The organism is Streptomyces sp. ATCC 21386, from assembly GCF_018728545.1.
Lineage (GTDB): Bacteria > Actinomycetota > Actinomycetes > Streptomycetales > Streptomycetaceae > Streptomyces.
Genome location: NZ_JAAVVL010000001.1, coordinates 3215220 through 3232816, shown reverse-complemented (window position 1 = coordinate 3232816; position 17597 = coordinate 3215220). Strand labels below are relative to the sequence as shown.

Annotated in this window: 16 protein-coding genes and 1 pseudogene; 5 read left to right on the top strand and 12 right to left on the bottom strand. The window is 70.4% G+C overall.

The window, feature by feature from the left end:
* Window positions 1-192: 192 nt before the first annotated feature.
* Complete coding sequence (locus tag GWK25_RS14115; protein ID WP_308404238.1) at window positions 193-1962, top strand: SGNH/GDSL hydrolase family protein; 1770 nt, start codon at window positions 193-195, stop codon at window positions 1960-1962.
* A gap of 31 nt (window positions 1963-1993) precedes the next feature.
* Here GWK25_RS14115 and GWK25_RS14110 read toward each other — a convergent pair whose 3' ends face one another.
* The 4 genes and pseudogenes from GWK25_RS14110 to GWK25_RS14095 all read right to left on the bottom strand — a co-directional run.
* Window positions 1994-2773, bottom strand: coding sequence for an exodeoxyribonuclease III (locus tag GWK25_RS14110; RefSeq protein ID WP_215450480.1), 780 nt, complete (start codon window positions 2771-2773; stop codon window positions 1994-1996).
* 80 nt (window positions 2774-2853) lie between these two features.
* Window positions 2854-3489, bottom strand: a complete 636-nt coding sequence (locus GWK25_RS14105; RefSeq protein WP_215457370.1) for an MBL fold metallo-hydrolase — start codon at window positions 3487-3489, stop codon at window positions 2854-2856.
* Window positions 3490-3532: 43 nt separating this feature from the next.
* Window positions 3533-4831 carry a 4-carboxymuconolactone decarboxylase gene (gene pcaC / locus GWK25_RS14100; RefSeq protein WP_215450478.1) on the bottom strand — a complete coding sequence of 433 codons (1299 nt, stop codon included), beginning with the start codon at window positions 4829-4831 and terminating at the stop codon, window positions 3533-3535.
* A 32-nt stretch (window positions 4832-4863) separates the two neighbouring features.
* A pseudogene (locus tag GWK25_RS14095) lies at window positions 4864-5211 on the bottom strand (transposase); the annotation flags it as partial.
* A 126-nt stretch (window positions 5212-5337) separates the two neighbouring features.
* Here GWK25_RS14095 and GWK25_RS14090 point away from each other — a divergent pair.
* Window positions 5338-5673, top strand: a complete 336-nt coding sequence (locus tag GWK25_RS14090; RefSeq protein ID WP_215450476.1) for a YnfA family protein — start codon at window positions 5338-5340, stop codon at window positions 5671-5673.
* 119 nt (window positions 5674-5792) lie between these two features.
* Here the strand turns inward: GWK25_RS14090 and GWK25_RS14085 are convergent, their stop codons facing one another.
* Window positions 5793-6035 (bottom strand): hypothetical protein, encoded by a 243-nt coding sequence (locus GWK25_RS14085; protein ID WP_215450474.1) that lies wholly within the window; start codon window positions 6033-6035, stop codon window positions 5793-5795.
* 53 nt (window positions 6036-6088) lie between these two features.
* Between GWK25_RS14085 and GWK25_RS14080 the strand changes: the two genes are divergently transcribed.
* From GWK25_RS14080 to GWK25_RS14070, 3 genes are all read left to right on the top strand, one after another.
* Window positions 6089-7186 carry a universal stress protein gene (locus tag GWK25_RS14080; RefSeq protein WP_308404237.1) on the top strand — a complete coding sequence of 366 codons (1098 nt, stop codon included), beginning with the start codon at window positions 6089-6091 and terminating at the stop codon, window positions 7184-7186.
* A gap of 176 nt (window positions 7187-7362) precedes the next feature.
* On the top strand, window positions 7363-8733 hold the full coding sequence (locus tag GWK25_RS14075; RefSeq protein WP_308404236.1) for a potassium transporter TrkG: 1371 nt from the start codon (window positions 7363-7365) through the stop codon (window positions 8731-8733).
* Window positions 8726-9448, top strand: a complete 723-nt coding sequence (locus tag GWK25_RS14070) for a TrkA family potassium uptake protein (RefSeq protein ID WP_215450470.1) — start codon at window positions 8726-8728, stop codon at window positions 9446-9448. Before GWK25_RS14075 ends, GWK25_RS14070 begins: the two co-directional genes overlap by 8 nt.
* Window positions 9449-9502: 54 nt before the next feature.
* Here the strand turns inward: GWK25_RS14070 and GWK25_RS14065 are convergent, their stop codons facing one another.
* From GWK25_RS14065 to GWK25_RS14035, 7 genes are all read right to left on the bottom strand, one after another.
* A complete protein-coding gene (locus GWK25_RS14065; protein WP_215450468.1) occupies window positions 9503-12055 on the bottom strand; it encodes a sensor histidine kinase KdpD in 2553 nt (850 codons plus the stop codon).
* A 55-nt stretch (window positions 12056-12110) separates the two neighbouring features.
* The gene (locus GWK25_RS14060; protein ID WP_215450466.1) at window positions 12111-12794 is read right to left on the bottom strand and encodes a response regulator; all 684 of its coding nucleotides are present in this window, start codon (window positions 12792-12794) and stop codon (window positions 12111-12113) included.
* Between the two features lie 124 nt (window positions 12795-12918).
* Window positions 12919-13533, bottom strand: coding sequence for a potassium-transporting ATPase subunit KdpC (gene kdpC, locus GWK25_RS14055; RefSeq protein ID WP_215450464.1), 615 nt, complete (start codon window positions 13531-13533; stop codon window positions 12919-12921).
* 5 nt (window positions 13534-13538) lie between these two features.
* Complete coding sequence (gene kdpB / locus GWK25_RS14050; RefSeq protein ID WP_374200612.1) at window positions 13539-15632, bottom strand: potassium-transporting ATPase subunit KdpB; 2094 nt, start codon at window positions 15630-15632, stop codon at window positions 13539-13541.
* Window positions 15633-15676: 44 nt separating this feature from the next.
* Entirely contained in the window at window positions 15677-17338 is a 1662-nt protein-coding gene (gene kdpA, locus GWK25_RS14045) for a potassium-transporting ATPase subunit KdpA (protein WP_215450460.1), read from the bottom strand.
* 9 nt (window positions 17339-17347) lie between these two features.
* Complete coding sequence (kdpF, locus tag GWK25_RS14040) at window positions 17348-17437, bottom strand: K(+)-transporting ATPase subunit F (RefSeq protein WP_033264828.1); 90 nt, start codon at window positions 17435-17437, stop codon at window positions 17348-17350.
* Window positions 17434-17574: a hypothetical protein gene (locus GWK25_RS14035; protein ID WP_215457972.1), complete on the bottom strand. Its 141-nt coding sequence runs from the start codon at window positions 17572-17574 to the stop codon at window positions 17434-17436. The genes kdpF and GWK25_RS14035 overlap by 4 nt, the downstream gene beginning before the upstream one ends.
* Window positions 17575-17597 lie beyond the last annotated feature (23 nt).

The following is a 17597-nucleotide window of genomic DNA, read 5'->3' as shown; positions in this document are numbered from 1 at the left end:
CCGGGAGTTCGGCCGTGGTTCCCGCCTGCCTCATTGACGGGTCCCTGACGCCTCTTTAGCTTCATGGCACATCCGTCGTCATGTCACATCGGTCGTCTCGTCGTTGTACCGGTGTCGCACCCGTGGGCGCAGCGATGTCGTGTCCGTCGGCATCGCCGCCGTCGCGGGTCCAGCGAGCAGAAGGGATCACGCGTGCGCCGACGCGTCTGGAGAACGGCCGTCGTCCTGGCACTCGTGGCGGCGGTCGCACCCGTCGCCACGGCCCGAGCCGCCGCCGGCCCGGCGGCCGAACCGGCGCCGCTGGAACACCTCTTCGACAACAGAGCGGTCAGCGACGACGCGCGGCCCGCCGACGCCGACTTCGACGGCTCCGGCCGTTCCCTCTCCGCCGGCGACCTGACGGCCGCCGGATGGGCACCGGGGCGCACGCTGACCGTTCAGGGCGCGCACCTGACCTGGCCGCGCCGTGCGGCGGGCGAGCCCGACAACGTACGCGCCGCGGGCCAGGCCGTGCGCGTACGGGGCCGGGGCGACGCGCTGGCCTTCCTGGTGGCCGCCACGGGCGGCGCCGACGCGACCGGCACGGGCACGGTCCGCTACCGGAACGGCACCCGCTCGCCGTACCGGCTGACCGCCCCCGACTGGCGCACCGGGCCCCTCGCCACCAAGGCCGTCGCCCTCCCCCATGTGAACTCCCCCGGCGGTCAACTCACCGAGAAGGCTCGGCTGTACGTCGTCACCGTGCCGCTCGTCCGGGGCCGGGAAGTCTCCTCGGTGACCCTCCCGCGCGTCCCCGACCTGCATGTGTTCGCCCTCTCGGTCCGCCCCGACGCGGCCGCCTGGACCGGCAGTTGGGCCGCTTCCACGTCCGGCTATCCGGCCGTCGGCCCCTGGACGGACCGGACCCTGCGGCTGGTCGTCCACACCTCGGCGGGCGGGCACCGGGTGCGGATCCGGCTCGACAACACCTTCGCCTCGGCTCCGGTACGGGTGGGCGGCGCGACGGTGGCGGTGCGGGCGACGGGCGCGACCGCCCGGAACCGGCCGGTGGCCCTGTCCTTCCGTGGTGCGGCCGGCACCGTGATCCCGGCCGGCGCGCAGGCGTTCAGCGATCCGCTGGGCTTCGAGGTGCCGCCGGACACCGACCTGCTGGTGAGCTTCCACCTGCCCGGCACGGTGACGGCCGCCCCCGTGCACCGGCTCGCCCGGCAGACGTCGTACGTCAGCGAACCCGGGAACCACGCGGGGGACGCGTCGGCCACGGCGTACACCTCCACGATCTCGTCCTGGCCGCTGCTGACCGGCGTGGACGTGGGCGGCGGACCGGGCTCCGTCGTGCTCCTCGGGGACTCGATCACGGACGGGGAGGCCACGACCGTCGACGCGAACCGGCGGTGGCCGGACGTCCTGGCCCGGCGGCTGCTGAGCCAGGACGAGGTCCCGCGCTACGGCGTCCTCAACCAGGGGATCTCGGCGAACCGGGTGGTCACCGACCGCTACTCCGGTGACGGTGTCTCCACCGACACCGGCGGCGTCAGTGCCCTGCACCGCCTCGACCGCGATGTCCTCGCCCAGACCTCCGCCCGTACCGTCGTCGTCTTCCAGGGCGTCAACGACGTCCGCTGGGGTGCCACGGCCGGCGAGGTCGTCGCCGGGCTGCGGGAGATCGCGGCCCGGGGACGCGAGCGGGGTCTGCGCGTGCTCGTGGCGACCGTGGCGCCCTGCGAGGGCGAGGCGCGCTGCACGGCCGCCGTCGACGCCCAGCGGGTCGCGGTGAACGAGTGGATCCGGGGCGGCGAGGCGGGCGAGGCGTTCGACGGGGTCCTCGACTTCGACGAGGTGCTGCGCGACCCGGCTCGTCCGGCCCGGCTGCTCCCCGCGTACGACACCGGGGACCACCTGCATCCGAACGAGGCGGGCCTCGCGGCGCTCGCCGAGTCGGTGGACCTCGACCTGCTGTGACGGCCCGCGCGGCCCGGAGGCGTCGCGCGGGTCAGACCTCCAGGTCCACCACGACCGGCGCGTGGTCCGAGGCGCCCTTGCCCTTGCGCTCCTCCCGGTCCACGTACGCGTCGGTGACCGCCTTGGCGAACGGCTCGTTGCCGTAGACGAGGTCGATGCGCATGCCGCGGTTCTTCGGGAAACAGAGCTGGCGGTAGTCCCAGTACGTGAAGGGGTGCTCGTACTTGAGGGGCCGGGGGACCACGTCGGTCAGGCCCGCCTCGCGCAGGGAGGCCAGGGCGGCGCGCTCGGCGGGGGTGACGTGGGTGAGGCCCTCGAACGCGGCGACGTCGTACACGTCGTCGTCCGTCGGCGCCACGTTGTAGTCGCCCATGACGGCGAAGGGGCGGCTGCCGGCCGCGTCACCGGCGACGGCGGCCTTGAGGGCCTCGAACCACTGGAGCTTGTACGCGTAGTGCGGGTGGTCGACCTCGCGGCCGTTCGGCACGTACACCGACCAGACGCGGACCGGGCCGCAGGTCGCCGAGATCGCGCGGGGCTCCACGGAGCCGTCGTAGCCGGGATCGCCGGGCAGGCCCTTGACGACGTCCTCGATGCCGACGCGGGAGATCACCGCCACGCCGTTCCACCGCCCCGTCGCGTGCACGGCGGCCTCGTAGCCCGCCTCGCGCAGGGCGTCGAGCGGGAAGCCGTCCTCGGCGATCTTGGCCTCCTGGAGGCAGAGCACGTCCGTGCCGCTGCTCTCCAGCCAGGCGAGGAGCCTCGGGAGGCGGGCGGTGATCGAGTTCACGTTCCAGGTCGCGATGCGCATGCCCCACAACCTACCGGGCGGGTCCGACAACGCCCGTCCCGCCCGGTCACGGCCCTGTGGGGCCCCTGGTCCGGGGGCCGCTACACGTCCGCGGAGGCCCCGGGCGCGAGCCGGAGGTGTTCCGCGCCGCCCAGGGCACCGATCTGGCGGTCGTAGATGGGGCGGGCCAGGTCGGTGAGCAGGGCGTCGTGGATGTCGTACGCCCGCTGCGGCCCGACCTCGCGGACGTAGTCGATGACCTCGGAGATCTTGCTCCAGGGGGCCATCACCGGGAGCATCAGCGTCTCGACGGGGTGACCGGGGACGGTGAGGGCGTCGCCGGGGTGGAAGACACGGCCGCCGTCGACGAGGTAGCCGACGTTGGTGATGCGCGGGATGTCCGGGTGGATCACCGCGTGCAGCTCGCCGTGGACCTGCACGTCGAAGCCGGCGGCGGTGAACGTGTCGCCGTGGCCGACGGTGTGCACCCGGCCCGGGAAGGCGGCGGAGAGCTGCTCGGCGACCGAGCGCAGGGTCCAGATCTCGGCAGCCGGGTTGCCCTCCAGGGCAGCCCGCAGCCGTCCCTCGTCGAAGTGGTCCGGGTGCTCGTGGGTGACCAGCACGGCGTCCGCGCCGAGGGCGGCGTCCTCCTCGCTGAACCCGCCCGGGTCGATGACGAGCGTGCGTCCGTCCTTCTCCAGCCGGACGCAGGCGTGCGACTTCTTCGTGAGCTTCATGGTCATGGCTCCATCCTCCCCCGGACGGGCAGCCGGCGGCGGCTCACTCCTCGGGGGTGGTCTCCTCGCGGATGACCTGCTGGGCCACGCGGAACGCGCTGTTCGCGGCCGGTACCCCGCAGTAGACGGCCGCCTGGAGGAGGACTTCCTTGATCTCGTTCGGGGTGAGGCCGTTGCGCAGGGCGGCGCGGGTGTGGAAGGCGAGCTCGTCCAGGTGCCCGCCGGCGACGAGCGCGGTCAGGGTGACACAGCTGCGGGAACGGCGGTCGAGGCCGGGCCGGTCCCAGATCTCGCCCCAGGCGTAGCGGGTGATGAACTCCTGGAAGTCGCCGGAGAAGTCGTCCGCCGACGCCAGCGCCCGATCCACGTGCGCGTCACCGAGCACCTCGCGGCGGACCTTCAGCCCGGCGTCGTACGGGTCCGGTCTGCCCGTCGCCTCCGGCTGGAGGACGGGCGGCGCGATCTCGGCGACCGGGCCGGTCTGCGGCATGACGGCCCCGAGGGCGGGCTTGACCGGGGCTGCCGGGATGGCGACCTGGCCGGTGGTCGAGTCGTAGGCGGGCTGCCAGGCGGTGGAGAAGTGGCGGACGAGCAGATCGGTGACGGCGGCGGGCTGCTCGACCGGGACGAGGTGGGAGGCGCCGGGGACGACCGCGAGCCGGGCGTCCGGGATGCCCGCGACCAGCGTTCGGGCCTCGGCGGGGCCGGTGACCTGGTCGTCGGAGCCGACGAGGACGAGGGTGGGGACGCCGATCCGGCCGAGTTCGGCACGCACGTCGAACGAGGCGAGCGCCTCGCAGGCGGCGATGTAGCAGCCGGGGTCGGTGGTACGGACCATCTGTACGGCCCACTCGGTGATGGCGGGCTGCGCCGCCGCGAACCCTGCGGTGAACCAGCGATCGGGGGACGTCCGCGCGATGGGGTCGAGGCCGTTGGTCCGCACGATCACCCCGCGCTGGCGAAACTCGTCGGCCGTGCCGAAGCGCGGCGAGGAGGCGATCAGCGCGAGCGAGGCGAGGCGCTCGGGGTGGCGCAGCGCCAGTTCGGTGCCGATGGCGCCGCCGAACGCGCAGCCCGCGTAGCCGAACCGCTGGACGCCGACCGCGTCCAGCGTGGCCAGCAGACGGGCGGCCAGTTCGGTGACCGAGCCGCCGGGGTACGCCGGTGCGCCGCCGTGACCCGGCAGGTCGAAGCGGAAGATCCGCCACTGCTTGGTCAGTTCCGGGATCTGACGGTCCCACATGTGCCATGTGGTACCCAGTGAGGGACCCAGGATCAGGACGGGAGCGTCTTCTGGCCCGTCAAAGCGGTATTGCAGGGTGTTCGGTGGTGTCTCGCTCACCCGTCTGAGCCTCTCATCTGTCACGACAGCCCCTATGAGCGGGGTGCTGGCTGCAGCTGTTCTACCAGGTGGAAGACCTCCCGGGCAGCGTAACGTTTGCGGCAACGGATGATTTCGCGCCGGGTCTTGCCCTCCTTGATCCGGCGCTCGTAGTAGTCCTGGGTGCGCGGGTCGACCCGCAGACGAGTGAAGACGATCCGGTGGACGGCGGCGTTGGCCTGCCGGTCGCCACCGCGGTTGAGCCGACGGTAGTTTCGCCGTCCCGAGGAACGCTCGACCGGGCTGACTCCGCGCAGCGCGGCGAACGACGCCTCACTGTCCAGCCGCTCCGGGTTGTCCCCCACCGTGATCAGCAGAGCGACCGCCGTGTCCGGACCGATCCCCACGACGTCGAGCAACTGCAGGGCATGCCGCGCCTCCTCGGCGGCCGAGGACGGCTGCGGCTGCAGGGAGACGGCCGACCCGCTGCAGATCGCTGGTCAGGCCCGCGGCTAGCCTTCACGGTTATGACTGTCGCTCGTTCCGTTGCCCTGTTCGTCGTCGCCGCCCTGTTCGAGATCGGCGGGGCCTGGCTGGTCTGGCAGGGCATCCGCGAGCACAGGGGGTGGATCTGGATCGGGGCCGGTGTCATCGCCCTCGGCCTGTACGGCGTGGTCGCCACATTCCAGAGCGACGAGAACTTCGGCCGCATCCTCGCCGCGTACGGCGGCATCTTCGTCGCCGGGTCGATCGCCTGGGGCATGGTCGCCGACGGCTACCGGCCCGACCGCTTCGACGTCATCGGCGCACTGGTCTGCCTCGCCGGGATGGCCGTCATCATGTACGCCCCGCGCAGCCACTGACCGGGGGTGCCCTGGGACTTCGCCGCGCTCTGCCGCAAGCCCCGCCCCCTCAACACCCAAGCATCACTCAGCCTGAGGAAACCTCAGCGACCGCCCGCAGGCAGTTCAAAACGCTGGAGTCAATCATCTGCAGAAGGCGATCGGGGCCTGCGCAGCAGCCACTGCCCGAAGGTCCGCCGCGGGGGCCGTACCACCACGCGGCCGTGGGCCTTCTGACCGACCAGCTCCACGCGCAGAGTGACCGGCGTTCGGGGATTCGTCGGATCCTGACGGAACTTGACCCTGCTGTGCACCAGCTGCAGACCGCCGGCATCGACCACGATGCCCGGCCTCGTGACCAGCGTCAGGGTCTTTCCGGTCATGCCCACGTCGATCCGCGGGCAAGCTGCGGGTCTACCTCGGAGCGGCTCCCGGGGTGGGCAAGACCTACGACATGCTCGGCGAAGGGCAGCGCCGCGCGAAGCGGGGCACCGACGTGGTCATCGGGTTCATGGAGGACTACGGCAGGCCGCTGACCCGGCAGATGGCCGAAGGGCTGGAGACCGTGCCCCGCAAGACCGTGCCCTACCGGGACACCTCCTTCACCGAGATGGATCTCGACGCCGTCCTCGCCCGCCGCCCTCACGTGGCCCTGGTCGACGAGCTCGCCCACACCAACGTTCCTGGCTGCCGCAATGAAAAGCGCTGGCAGGACATCGCGGAGTTGCTGGATGCGGGCATCGACGTCGTCTCCACCGTCAACATCCAGCACCTGGAGTCCCTCAACGACGTGGTCGAGCAGATCACCGGGATCCGGCAGCGCGAGACCGTGCCCGACGACGTGGTCCGGCAGGCCGACCAGATCGAGCTGGTGGACATGTCCGGCGAGGCGCTGCGCCGTCGGATGGTGCACGGCAACATCTACCCGCCCGACAAGATCGACCCGGCGCTGTCGAACTACTTCCGCCTCGGCAACCTCACGGCCCTACGGGAGCTGGCCATGCTGTGGGCCGCCGACCGGGTCGAGGAAGCGTTGCTGCGCTACCGCCAGGGCCATGGCATCCAGCAGCCGTGGGGTACTCGGGAGAGGGTGCTGGTCGCGTTGTCCGGCGGGCTCGAGGGTGACACCCTCGTCCGACGTGCCAAGCGGACCGCGTCGCGCGGGGCGGGCGGGGAATTCCTCGCCGTCCACGTCGAGCGCTGCGACGGGCTCGCCACCGCGTCCCCCGAGCTCCTGGAGAGTCAGCGTGCGCTGGTGGAGGAGCTCGGCGGCAGCTTCCACACCGTGACCGGGGACGACACCGCCCAGGGCGTTCTGGACTTCGCCCGCGAGGTCAACGCCACCCAGATCGTCATCGGCGCCACCCGGCGCAGCCGCCTGAAGGAGCTGTTCTCCCGGGGCGTGGGCGAGACCATCATCGAGGGCTCCGGTGACGACATCGACGTCTATGTCGTCACCCACTCCGAAGCGGCGCACGGTCGGCTCCTGCACCGCCGTACGCGCTCCGCCGGAGCCCACGACGCCGCGCAGTGATCCGAGGACGGTGGCCCGCCCATCGGCGGATTTCGACGCCTCCTTAACGCCGTGCCGCGTTCCGTACGCCGGTTCGGACGGGGATGCTGGGCCAGGACGGCCCCTTTCCGCGGCCGCGCAACGCGACAGGCCACTGCCGAAGTGTGGCGTCGGGACATCGGAGGTGGCTGGTGGCCGTGGGTGCGACTCGGGCCCGGTGGTCACAGCTGGCCGTCCACCCCACCCGCGGCGTCGTATTGGGCTTCGCGTTCGCCGTCGCGCTGGGTACGGCGCTGCTGATGCTGCCTGCCGCCACCGCGCCAGGCCGGGGCACGAGCGTGCTGACCGCCCTGTTCACCGCCGCGGGTGCGCTCAGCGGGGGCCTGTCCATCGTGGGGACCGGCAGCCACTGGACCCCGTTCGGCGAGGGCGTGGTCCTGGCGCTGATCCAGATCGGCGGGTTCGGCATCATGACGCTCGCGTCGCTGCTCGCCCTGCTCGTCTCCGGCCGGCTGCGGCTACGGACGCAGCTCACCACGCAGGAGGAAACGGAGACCAGGGGGCTTGGTGTCGGTGGTATCCGCCGGGTGCTGCTGGGAATCGCCGGTACCACGCTCGTCGTTGAGCTCACCACGGCCGCCGCACTCGCGCTCCGCCTCCGCTTCGGCCACGGCCTGTCGGTCGGGGACGCCGTCCACCATGGGATCTTCTACGGGATCTCCGCCTTCAACAACGCCGGATTCGCCCTGCCTGACGACAACCTCGTCGCCTACGCGGACGACCCCTGGATCCTGCTGCCGGTCGCCCTCGCCTGCATGCTCGGCGCCCTCGGCTTCCCCGTCCTGCTCGAACTGCTGCGCAGTCGCACGCCACAGGTCGGCGGCACCAGACGCCGTTGGTCCCTGCACACCCGGCTCACCCTCGTCACCTCCGCCCTCCTGCTCGCCGCGGGCACGGTCCTGACCTGCGGCCTGGAATGGAGCAACGGCGCGACCCTCGGTCCCATGGGCTGGGGCGACAAGGTGCTGAACGGGTTCTTCACCGCCGCCAGTGCGCGCACCGCCGGTTTCAACACCGTCGACACCGGCGCCATGGAACCGGCGACCCTGCTGGGCATCTGCGTGCTGATGTTCATCGGCGGCGGCAGCGCGGGCACCGCCGGCGGTATCAAGGTCACCACGTTCGCGGTGCTGGCCGCCGCGATCCTGGCCGAGATCCGCGGGCACACCGACGCGGACATCATGGGCCGCCGGATCTCCGGCGCCACCCTGCGTCAGGCCCTCACCGTGGCGCTGCTGGGAGTGGGCCTCGTCATTGTCGGCACGCTGGTCCTGCTCGCGGTCACCGAGGAGTCGGCCGAGGCGGTCCTGTTCGAGGCCGTCTCCGCCTTCGGCACGGTCGGCCTGAGCACCGGCATCACCGCGGGCCTTCCGGCGGCGGGTCAACTCACCGTCATCGTTCTGATGTTCATCGGACGCGTCGGCCCGATCACTCTCGCCAGCGCGCTCGCCCTGCGGCAGCGCGACCGCCGTTACACCCTGCCCGAGGAGCGACCCGTCATTGGCTGACCGTCTGAAGTTCCTGCGCACTCACCGGGATCGGCGGACCGCCGCCGAGCGTCGCCCGGGCCGCGACTCGCGCGTCGCCGTCATCGGGCTCGGCCGTTTCGGCCAGTCGGTGGCGGGCGAGCTGATGCGGCGCGGCTGGGACGTGCTCGGCATCGACGCCGACGCCGGCCTGGTCCAGAAGGTCGGCGACGAGCTGACCCACGCCGCCGCCGCGGACTGCACCGATCCCGCCGCGCTGGCGCAGCTCGGCGTCGGGGAGTTCTCCCGCGTGGTGGTCGGCATCGGCACCGACCTGGAGGCCAGCATCCTGACCACCTCCAACCTCGTCGACGCCGCCGTACCGCACATCTGGGCGCGGGCCACCACCCGGCAGCACGGCCAGATCCTGGAGCGGATCGGCGCCCACCATGTCGTGCTGCCCGAGCACGACATGGGCGAGCGCGTGGCCCATCTGGTCACCGGCCGGATGCTGGACTTCATCGCCTTCGACAGCGACTACGCCCTCATCAAGACCCTCGCCCCGAAGTTCGTCGGCGGGGTGCCGCTGGGCGAGAGCCGGGTGCGCAGTACGTACGGCGTGACCGTCGTCGGCATCAAACGCCCTGGCGCCGACTTCACGCACGCCACCGCCGAGACAGTCGTCCACCCGGGCGACGTCATCATCGTCACGGGCAAGACCCGGGACGTGGAGACGTTCGCGGAGCTGGACCAGTGAGACGCCGTCACCGTCGCCGCAGCCCGCTGTGAGACGAGCAAGCCCGGAGCGGTTCTACGAGGTGGCGGTCGCCGGAAGGTCCGCGGTGACCGGCTGACGATCTGCCGCGGCCGGCAGGCTGAGCACCATGGTCAAGCCCCCGCCGGGGGTGTCCTCGGCGTGGAGGGTGCCGCCCATGGCCTCGGCGAAGCCGCGGGCGACCGCGAGGCCGAGGCCGACGCCGTTTCCGCGCGGGGCGTCGCCGTAGCGCTGGAAGGGCGCGAAGATGCGGTCCTTGGCCTCGTCGGGGACGCCCGGTCCGCGGTCCACGACGCGGAGTTCGACCCGGTCGGCGATGGCGCTGGCCGCCACCAGGACCGGCTCGCCCTCGGGGCTGTACTTGACCGCGTTCTCCACGATGTTGGCGACGACCCGCTCCAGCAGACCCTTGTCGGTGGCCACCATGGGCAGGGTCTCGGGGATGTCCAGGTCGACCGTCTCGTCGGGCTCCGGGATTCCGCCCAGGGCCAGCGGGACGACCTCGTCCAGGTCGATCTCGCGGATCAGCGGGGTGAGGGTCCCGGTCTGCAGGCGGGACATGTCCAGCAGGTTGCCGACCAGGTGGTCGAGTCGGTCGGCGCCTTCCTCGATCGCGGCGAGGAGTTCGGCCTGGTCCTCCTCGGACCACTCGACATCGTCCGAGCGCAGGGACGACACCGATGCCTTGATGCCGGCGAGCGGGGTGCGCAGGTCGTGGCTGACCGCGGCCAGCAGAGCGGTGCGGATGCGGTTGCCCTCGGCCAGTTCCCTGGCCTGGTCGGCCTCGGACTTCAGCCGCTGGCGGTCCAGGACGACGGCTGCCTGGGCGGCGAACGCGGACAGGACGCGCCGGTCGGAGGCCGGTAGTACCCGTCCCGACAGTGCGAGTGCCATGTGGTCGCCCACGGGCACGTCCACGTCGGCGTCCTCGGGCCGCCCCACCACGGGGCTCTCACCGACCCTGCCCGCGCAGGTCCACGGTGCCGTGTCGTTCTCCCGCTCCAACAAGGCCGCCGACCGCATACCGAAGGTCTCGCGCACCCGCTCCAGCAGTTCCTCCAGACTGGTCTCGCCACGCAGCACGCTGCCGGCGAGGTAGGAGAGGATCTCCGACTCGGCACGCAGGCGGGCTGCCTGCTCGGTGCGGCGGGCCGCCAGGTCGACGACCGACGCCACCGACACCGCCACGCCGACGAAGACCGCGATGGCGACGATGTTCTTCGGGTCGGCGATCGTCAGGGTGTGGACCGGCTCGGTGAAGAACCAGTTGAGCAGCAGCGACCCCACCACGGCGGAGGCCAGGGCGGGCAGCAGGCCGCCCAGCAGCGCCGCCGCCACCGTCAGCGTCAGGAACAGCAGCATGTCGTTGGCCAGGCCCACGTCGGGCACGACATTGCTGAGCAGCAGCGTGAGGAGCACGGGGCCTGCCACTCCGGTCAGCCAGCCCCAGATGATCCGCGACCGGCCGAGCCGCGCGCCCCTGGCGACCGGCAGCCCGCGGCCCTTGCCCGCCTCGTCGTGGGTGATCAGGTGGACGTCCAGGTCGGGGCCGGAGTCACGGGCGACGGTGGCGCCGACGCCGGGCCCGAAGATGTACTGCCAGCTCTTGCGACGGGAGACGCCGAGGACGATCTGGGTGGCGTTGACGGCGCGCGAGAACTCCAGCAGCGCGACGGAGACATCGTCGCCGACGACGTGGTGGAAGGTTCCGCCCAGGTCCTCCACGAGAGTGCGCTGGACGGCCAGTTCCTTCGGTGAGGCCGAGGTCAGTCCGTCGCTGCGGGCGATGTAGACCGCCAGCACCTCGCCGCCGGCGCCCTTCTCCGCCAGCCGCGCGGCCCGGCGGATCAGCGTCCTGCCCTCCGGGCCGCCGGTCAGCCCGACCACGATCCGCTCGCGCGAGCCCCAGATGGTGGAGACCTGGTGTTCGCTGCGGTACTGCTGCAGGTACTCGTCGACGCGGTCGGCCACCCAGAGCAGGGCCAGCTCGCGCAGGGCGGTGAGGTTTCCCGGCCGGAAGTAGTTCGACAGGGCCGCGTCGACCTTGTCGGGCTTGTAGATGTTGCCGTGCGCCATGCGGCGGCGCAGTGCCTGCGGCGACATGTCGACCAGCTCGATCTGGTCGGTGCGGCGCACCACCTCGTCCGGCACGGTCTCCTTCTGCCGGATTCCTGTGATGGACTCGACGACGTCGCCCAGCGACTCCAGGTGCTGGATGTTCACCGTGGATATGACGTCGATCCCGGCCGCGAGCAGCTCCTCGACGTCCTGCCAGCGCTTGGAGTTGCGCGAGCCCGGGATGTTCGTGTGGGCCAGCTCGTCGACCAGGGCGACCTGCGGACGACGGGCCAGGACGGCGTCGACGTCCATCTCCGTGAAGACGCTGCCGCGGTACTCCAGCTCCTTGCGCGGGATCTCCTCCAGGCCGTGCAGCATCACCTCGGTGCGCGGCCGGTGGTGGTGCTCGACGAAGGCGACCACGCAGTCGGTGCCGCGTTCCACCCGCCGGTGCGCCTCCGACAGCATCGCGTACGTCTTGCCGACGCCCGGTGCCGCACCGAGGTAGATCCGAAGCTTGCCGCGTGCCATCTGTCTCGTCTCTGCTCTAGTCTCGTCCGGGCGGTGGACCGGCCGGGGGTCGGGCTCACGCCTCGAAGCGGTAACCCATCCCGGGCTCGGTGATCAGGTAGCGGGGATGGGACGGGTCGGCCTCCAGTTTGCGGCGCAGCTGGGCCATGTACACCCGCAGGTAGTTGGTCTTGCTGCTCTGAGACACACCCCACACCTCCTGCAGCAGCTGTTTCTGCGTGATGAGCCGGCCGGGGTTGGTCACCAGGATCTCCAGCAGGTGCCACTCGGTCGGGGTGAGGCGGATGTCGTGCCCACCGCGGTGGACCTTCTTCGCGGCCAGGTCGATGGTGAACTCGTCGGTCGTGACCAGCGTCATCTCGGGTTCGATCGGCACGGATTCCGTACGGCGCACGGCGGCGCGCAGGCGAGCCAGCAGCTCGTCCATGCTGAACGGCTTGGTGATGTAGTCGTCGGCGCCCGCGTCCAGCGCGGAGACCTTCTCATCGGACGCCCGCCGGGCCGACAGCACCAGGATCGGCACCCTGGTCCAGCCGCGCAGAGCCTTGATGACGTCGACGCCGTCCATGTCCGGCAGGCCCAGGTCGAGGACGACCACGTCGGGCTGACGGGCGGCCGCCAGCCGCAGGGCCGTGGCCCCGTCCGGGGCCGCGTCGACGCCGTAGTGGCGGGCCTGCATGTTGATGACGAGCGCGCGTACGAGCTGGGGGTCGTCCTCAACGACCAGCACCCGGGTCATCGGTGTGCGCCTTTCCTGTCATGCGCGGGGGCGGGACAGCCCGCAGGGGCTGAATGGCGGTGGGAGCCGACGGCTCCGGGAGGTGTCCCGGGCCGTCGGCTCCCGTGCGGTTCGCGTAAACCCATCAGCTCTTCGCCACGAGTTCCTTGAGCGCGATGTTGAGCTCCAGGACGTTGACGCGGGGCTCGCCCATGAAGCCGAGCGTGCGGCCCGTGGTGTGGTCGTCGACCAGCTCCTGGACCTGCGCGGCGGTCAGCCCGTTGTTCTCGGCCACCCGCTTGACCTGAATGTCGGCGTAGTCCGGGGAGATGTCCGGGTCGATGGCGGAGGCCGAACCGGTGACCGCGTCCTTGGGCACCTCGGACTCGGGTACGCCGTTGAACTCGGCGACATGCTTCTTGGCCGCCTTCACGTTCTTGACGAGGGTCGGGTCACTGGCGCCCAGCTGGCTGGAGCCCGTGGTCAGCGGGTCGTAGCCGCTGTTGGACGGGCGGCCCTGGAACCACTTCGGGTCGGGCTTGTCGGTGCCCTTGATGTTCCAGCTCTGGCCGATCAGCCTCGAGCCGACTTCCTTGCCGTCGACCTTCACCATCGAGCCGTTGGCCTTGTCGTTGAACAGAGCCTGGCCGATGCCAGTGACCAGCAGCGGGTAAGCGATGCCGGTCACCACGGTGAGGACGAGCAGCATGCGCAGGGCGGCCCACGCCATGCGTGCGGAGCTTGCGAAAGAGGTGTTCATGTCCTTCACCCGATCCCGGGGATGAGCGAGATGAGCAGGTCGATGATCTTGATGCCGATGAACGGCGCGATCAGGCCGCCGAGGCCGTAGACGGTGAGGTTGCGGCGGAGCATCTTGTCGGCGCTGACCGGCCGGTACTGCACGCCCTTCAGGGACAGCGGCACCAGCGCGATGATGATCAGCGCGTTGAAGATGACCGCGGACAGGATCGCGGAGTCCGGCGAGGACAGGCCCATGATGTTGAGCTTGTCCAGGCCCGGGTAGACGGCCGCGAACAGCGCCGGGATGATCGCGAAGTACTTCGCGACGTCGTTGGCGATGGAGAACGTGGTCAGCGCACCGCGCGTGATCAGCAGCTGCTTGCCGATCTCGACGATCTCGATCAGCTTGGTCGGGTTGGAGTCGAGGTCGACCATGTTGCCGGCCTCCTTCGCGGCCGACGTACCCGTGTTCATCGCCACGCCGACGTCGGCCTGGGCAAGCGCGGGCGCGTCGTTGGTGCCATCGCCGGTCATCGCGACCAGCTTTCCGCCTGCCTGCTCCCGCTTGATCAGCGCCATCTTGTCCTCGGGAGTGGCCTCCGCGAGGAAGTCGTCGACCCCCGCCTCCTCGGCGATCGCCTTGGCGGTCAGCGGGTTGTCACCCGTGATCATGATCGTCTTGATGCCCATGCGGCGCAGTTCCTCGAACCGCTCCCGCATGCCCTCCTTGACGACGTCCTTGAGGTGGATGACCCCGAGGATCCGGGTGCCCTTGCCGTCCTTGACGGCGACGAGCAGAGGGGTGCCGCCCGCCTCGGAGATACGGTTGGCGATGGTGTCCGCGTCGTCGGCGACGGTGCCGCCTTCCTCCCGCACCCAGGCGATGACGGAGGCCGTGGCACCCTTGCGGACCTTGCGGCCGTCCACGTCCACACCCGACATCCGGGTCTGGGCGGTGAACTCGATCCATGTGGCGTGGGCCAGCTCGCCCTGGTGGCGCTCGCGCAGCCCGTACTTCTCCTTCGCCAGGACGACGATGGAGCGGCCCTCGGGCGTCTCGTCGGCCAGCGACGACAGCTGGGCGGCGTCCGCGACCTCGGCCTCCGTGGTCCCGCGCACCGGCACGAACTCGGCGGCCTGACGGTTGCCGAGGGTGATGGTGCCGGTCTTGTCGAGCAGCAGCGTGGAGACGTCACCGGCTGCCTCGACCGCACGGCCCGACATCGCCAGCACGTTGCGCTGAACCAGCCGGTCCATGCCCGCGATACCGATCGCGGACAGCAGCGCGCCGATCGTCGTCGGGATGAGGCAGACCAGCAGCGCCACCAACACGACCATCGTCAGATGGCTGCCCGCGTAGTTCGCGAACGGCGGCAGGGTCGCCACCGCCAGCAGGAACACGATGGTCAAGGACGCCAGCAGGATGTTCAGCGCGATCTCGTTCGGCGTCTTCTGCCGGGCGGCGCCCTCGACCAGGTTGATCATCCGGTCGATGAACGTCTCACCGGGCTTCGTCGTGATCTTGATGACGATGCGGTCGGACAGCACCTTCGTACCGCCCGTGACGGCCGAACGGTCGCCGCCGGACTCCCGGATGACCGGGGCCGACTCACCGGTGATCGCCGACTCGTCCACGGACGCGACACCCTCGACGACGTCACCGTCGCCGGGGATGATGTCGCCGGCCTCGCAGACCACAAGGTCGCCGATCTTCAGCTCGGTGCCCGGAATCTGCTCCTCGGAGCCGTCCTTGAGCAGCCGACGGGCGACCGTGTCGGTCTTGGCCTTGCGCAGGGTGTCGGCCTGCGCCTTGCCGCGGCCCTCGGCGACGGCCTCCGCCAGGTTGGCGAAGATCACGGTCAGCCACAGCCAGGCGCTGATCACCCAGCCGAACCAGTCGCCCGGGTCCTTGAAGGAGAAGATCGTCGTCAGGACGGAGCCGACGAGGACCACGAACATCACGGGTGACTTGACCATCACCCGCGGGTCGAGCTTGCGGAAGGCGTCCGGCAGCGACTTGACGAGCTGCTTGGGGTCGAACAGCCCTCCGCCGACCCGTCCGTCGGACTTGTGCCCGGTGGGCGCGTCCTGGTGAGGCGCAAGGGTGGGAGTGGACATGGAGTCCTGCTTCTTTACGTCGTTTTTCTGCGTGTTGGTCGCCATTACGCCAGCCCCTCGGCCAGCGGGCCCAGCGCGAGGGCCGGGAAGAACGTCAGACCGGTGATGATGAGGATCGCGCCCACCAGGAGGCCGGTGAACAGCGGCTTCTCGGTGCGGAGCGTGCCCGCGGTCTCCGGAACCGGCTTCTGCTCGGCGAGCGAGCCGGCCAGCGCCAGCACGAACACCATCGGCAGGAAGCGGCCGAAGAGCATGCACAGACCGAGCATCGTGTTGTGGTACTCGGTGTTCGCGGCGAACCCGGCGAACGCCGAGCCGTTGTTGTTGGACGCCGACGTGTAGGCGTACAGCACCTCGGAGAAGCCGTGCGCCCCGATGTTCGTCATCGACGACTCGCCCTTGCCCAGCGCCATCGCCAGCGCCGTGCCGATCAGCACGAGCGCCGGGGTGATCAGGATGTAGCAGGCCGCCAGTTTGATCTCGCGGGTGCCGATCTTCTTGCCGAGGTACTCGGGCGTACGGCCGACCATCAACCCGGCGATGAACACCGCGATGATCGCCATGATCAGCATGCCGTAGAGGCCGGAGCCGGTGCCGCCGGGCGCGATCTCGCCCAACATCATGCCGAGCAGCAGAACACCGCCCGAAAGCCCGCTGAAGGAGTCGTGGAAGGAGTTGACCGACCCGGTCGAGGTCATCGTCGTGGAGACCGCGAACAGCGAGGAGTTGCCCTCACCGAAGCGCTGCTCCTTGCCTTCCATCGCGCCGCCCGCGAGCTGCGAGGCGGTGCCCGGGTGGGCGTACTCGGTGATCGTCACGGCGACCACTCCGAGGAACCAGATGATGCCCATCGCCGCGAGGATCGCGTAGCCCTGCTTGACGTTGCCGACCATCTTGCCGAAGGTGCGCGGCAGCGAGAACGGGATCACCAGCAGCAGGAAGATCTCCAGCCAGTTGGTGAAGCCGTTGGGGTTCTCGAAGGGGTGCGCGGAGTTGGCGTTGAAGAAGCCGCCGCCGTTCGTGCCAATATCCTTGATGGCCTCCTGGGAGGCGACGGCACCCGGGCTGATGGCCTGCTTGTCACCGGTCAGGGTGGTGACGCTGTGGATGTCGCCGAAGTTCTGGATGGCACCGCAGGCGATCAGCACCACGGCCGCGACCACCGAGAGCGGGACCAGGATGCGGATGACGCAGCGCACCAGGTCCGCCCAGAAGTTGCCCAGTTCACCCGTGCGGGAGCGGGCGAAGCCGCGCACCAGGGCCACCGCGACGGCGATGCCGACGGCTGCGGAGACGAAGTTCTGCACGGCCAGGCCCATGGTCTGGGTGACGTGGCTCATCGCCACCTCGCCCGAGTACGACTGCCAGTTCGTGTTGGACACGAAGGAGGCGGCCGTGTTGAACGCCTGATCCGCGGTGATCGGCTTGAAGCCGAGCGACAGCGGGAGTTTGTCCTGGATCCGCTGCAGCACGTAGAGGAAGAGCACGCTCACCGCGGAGAAGACCAGCACTCCGCGCAGGTAGGCGGGCCAGCGCATCTCGGCGTCCGGGTTGGCGCCCACGGACCGGTAGATCCACTTCTCGACGCGCAGGTGCTTCTTGGTCTGGAAGACGGCGGCCATGTAGTCGCCGAGGGGACGGTGCACAAGGGCGAGCGCGCCGATCAGCGCGGTCACCACGAGCACGTCAGCAAGTACGGAGCTCATGGCGGCGGCTCAGAACCTCTCCGGGAAGACGAGGGCGAGGACGAGATAGCCCAGCAGGGCGACGGCCACGACCAGGCCGACGATGTTCTCGGCAGTCACAGCTTCGCCACCCCCTTGGCGACGAGAGCCACCAGCGCGAACACCGCGATCGTGGCGACGACGAAGGCCACATCGGCCATCGCAAGCTCCTGGATGAGGTTCGAGTACGAATAGGACCAGTACAGGAAACCCGCCACGCGGCCGGATTCAAGCGTCCTTA

Bases quoted from the DNA above. Each gene is read 5' to 3' on its own strand.
- GWK25_RS14065 (WP_215450468.1), bottom strand. From the start codon at position 12,055: ATGGCACGCGGCAAGCTTCGGATCTACCTCGGTGCGGCACCGGGCGTC.
- GWK25_RS14090 (WP_215450476.1), top strand. From the start codon at position 5,338: ATGACTGTCGCTCGTTCCGTTGCCCTGTTCGTCGTCGCCGCCCTGTTC.
- kdpA (WP_215450460.1), bottom strand. From the start codon at position 17,338: ATGAGCTCCGTACTTGCTGACGTGCTCGTGGTGACCGCGCTGATCGGC.
- GWK25_RS14085 (WP_215450474.1), bottom strand. From the start codon at position 6,035: ATGACCGGAAAGACCCTGACGCTGGTCACGAGGCCGGGCATCGTGGTC.
- GWK25_RS14105 (WP_215457370.1), bottom strand. From the start codon at position 3,489: ATGAAGCTCACGAAGAAGTCGCACGCCTGCGTCCGGCTGGAGAAGGAC.
- GWK25_RS14110 (WP_215450480.1), bottom strand. From the start codon at position 2,773: ATGCGCATCGCGACCTGGAACGTGAACTCGATCACCGCCCGCCTCCCG.
- kdpB (WP_374200612.1), bottom strand. From the start codon at position 15,632: ATGTCCACTCCCACCCTTGCGCCTCACCAGGACGCGCCCACCGGGCAC.
- GWK25_RS14060 (WP_215450466.1), bottom strand. From the start codon at position 12,794: ATGACCCGGGTGCTGGTCGTTGAGGACGACCCCCAGCTCGTACGCGCG.
- kdpC (WP_215450464.1), bottom strand. From the start codon at position 13,533: ATGAACACCTCTTTCGCAAGCTCCGCACGCATGGCGTGGGCCGCCCTG.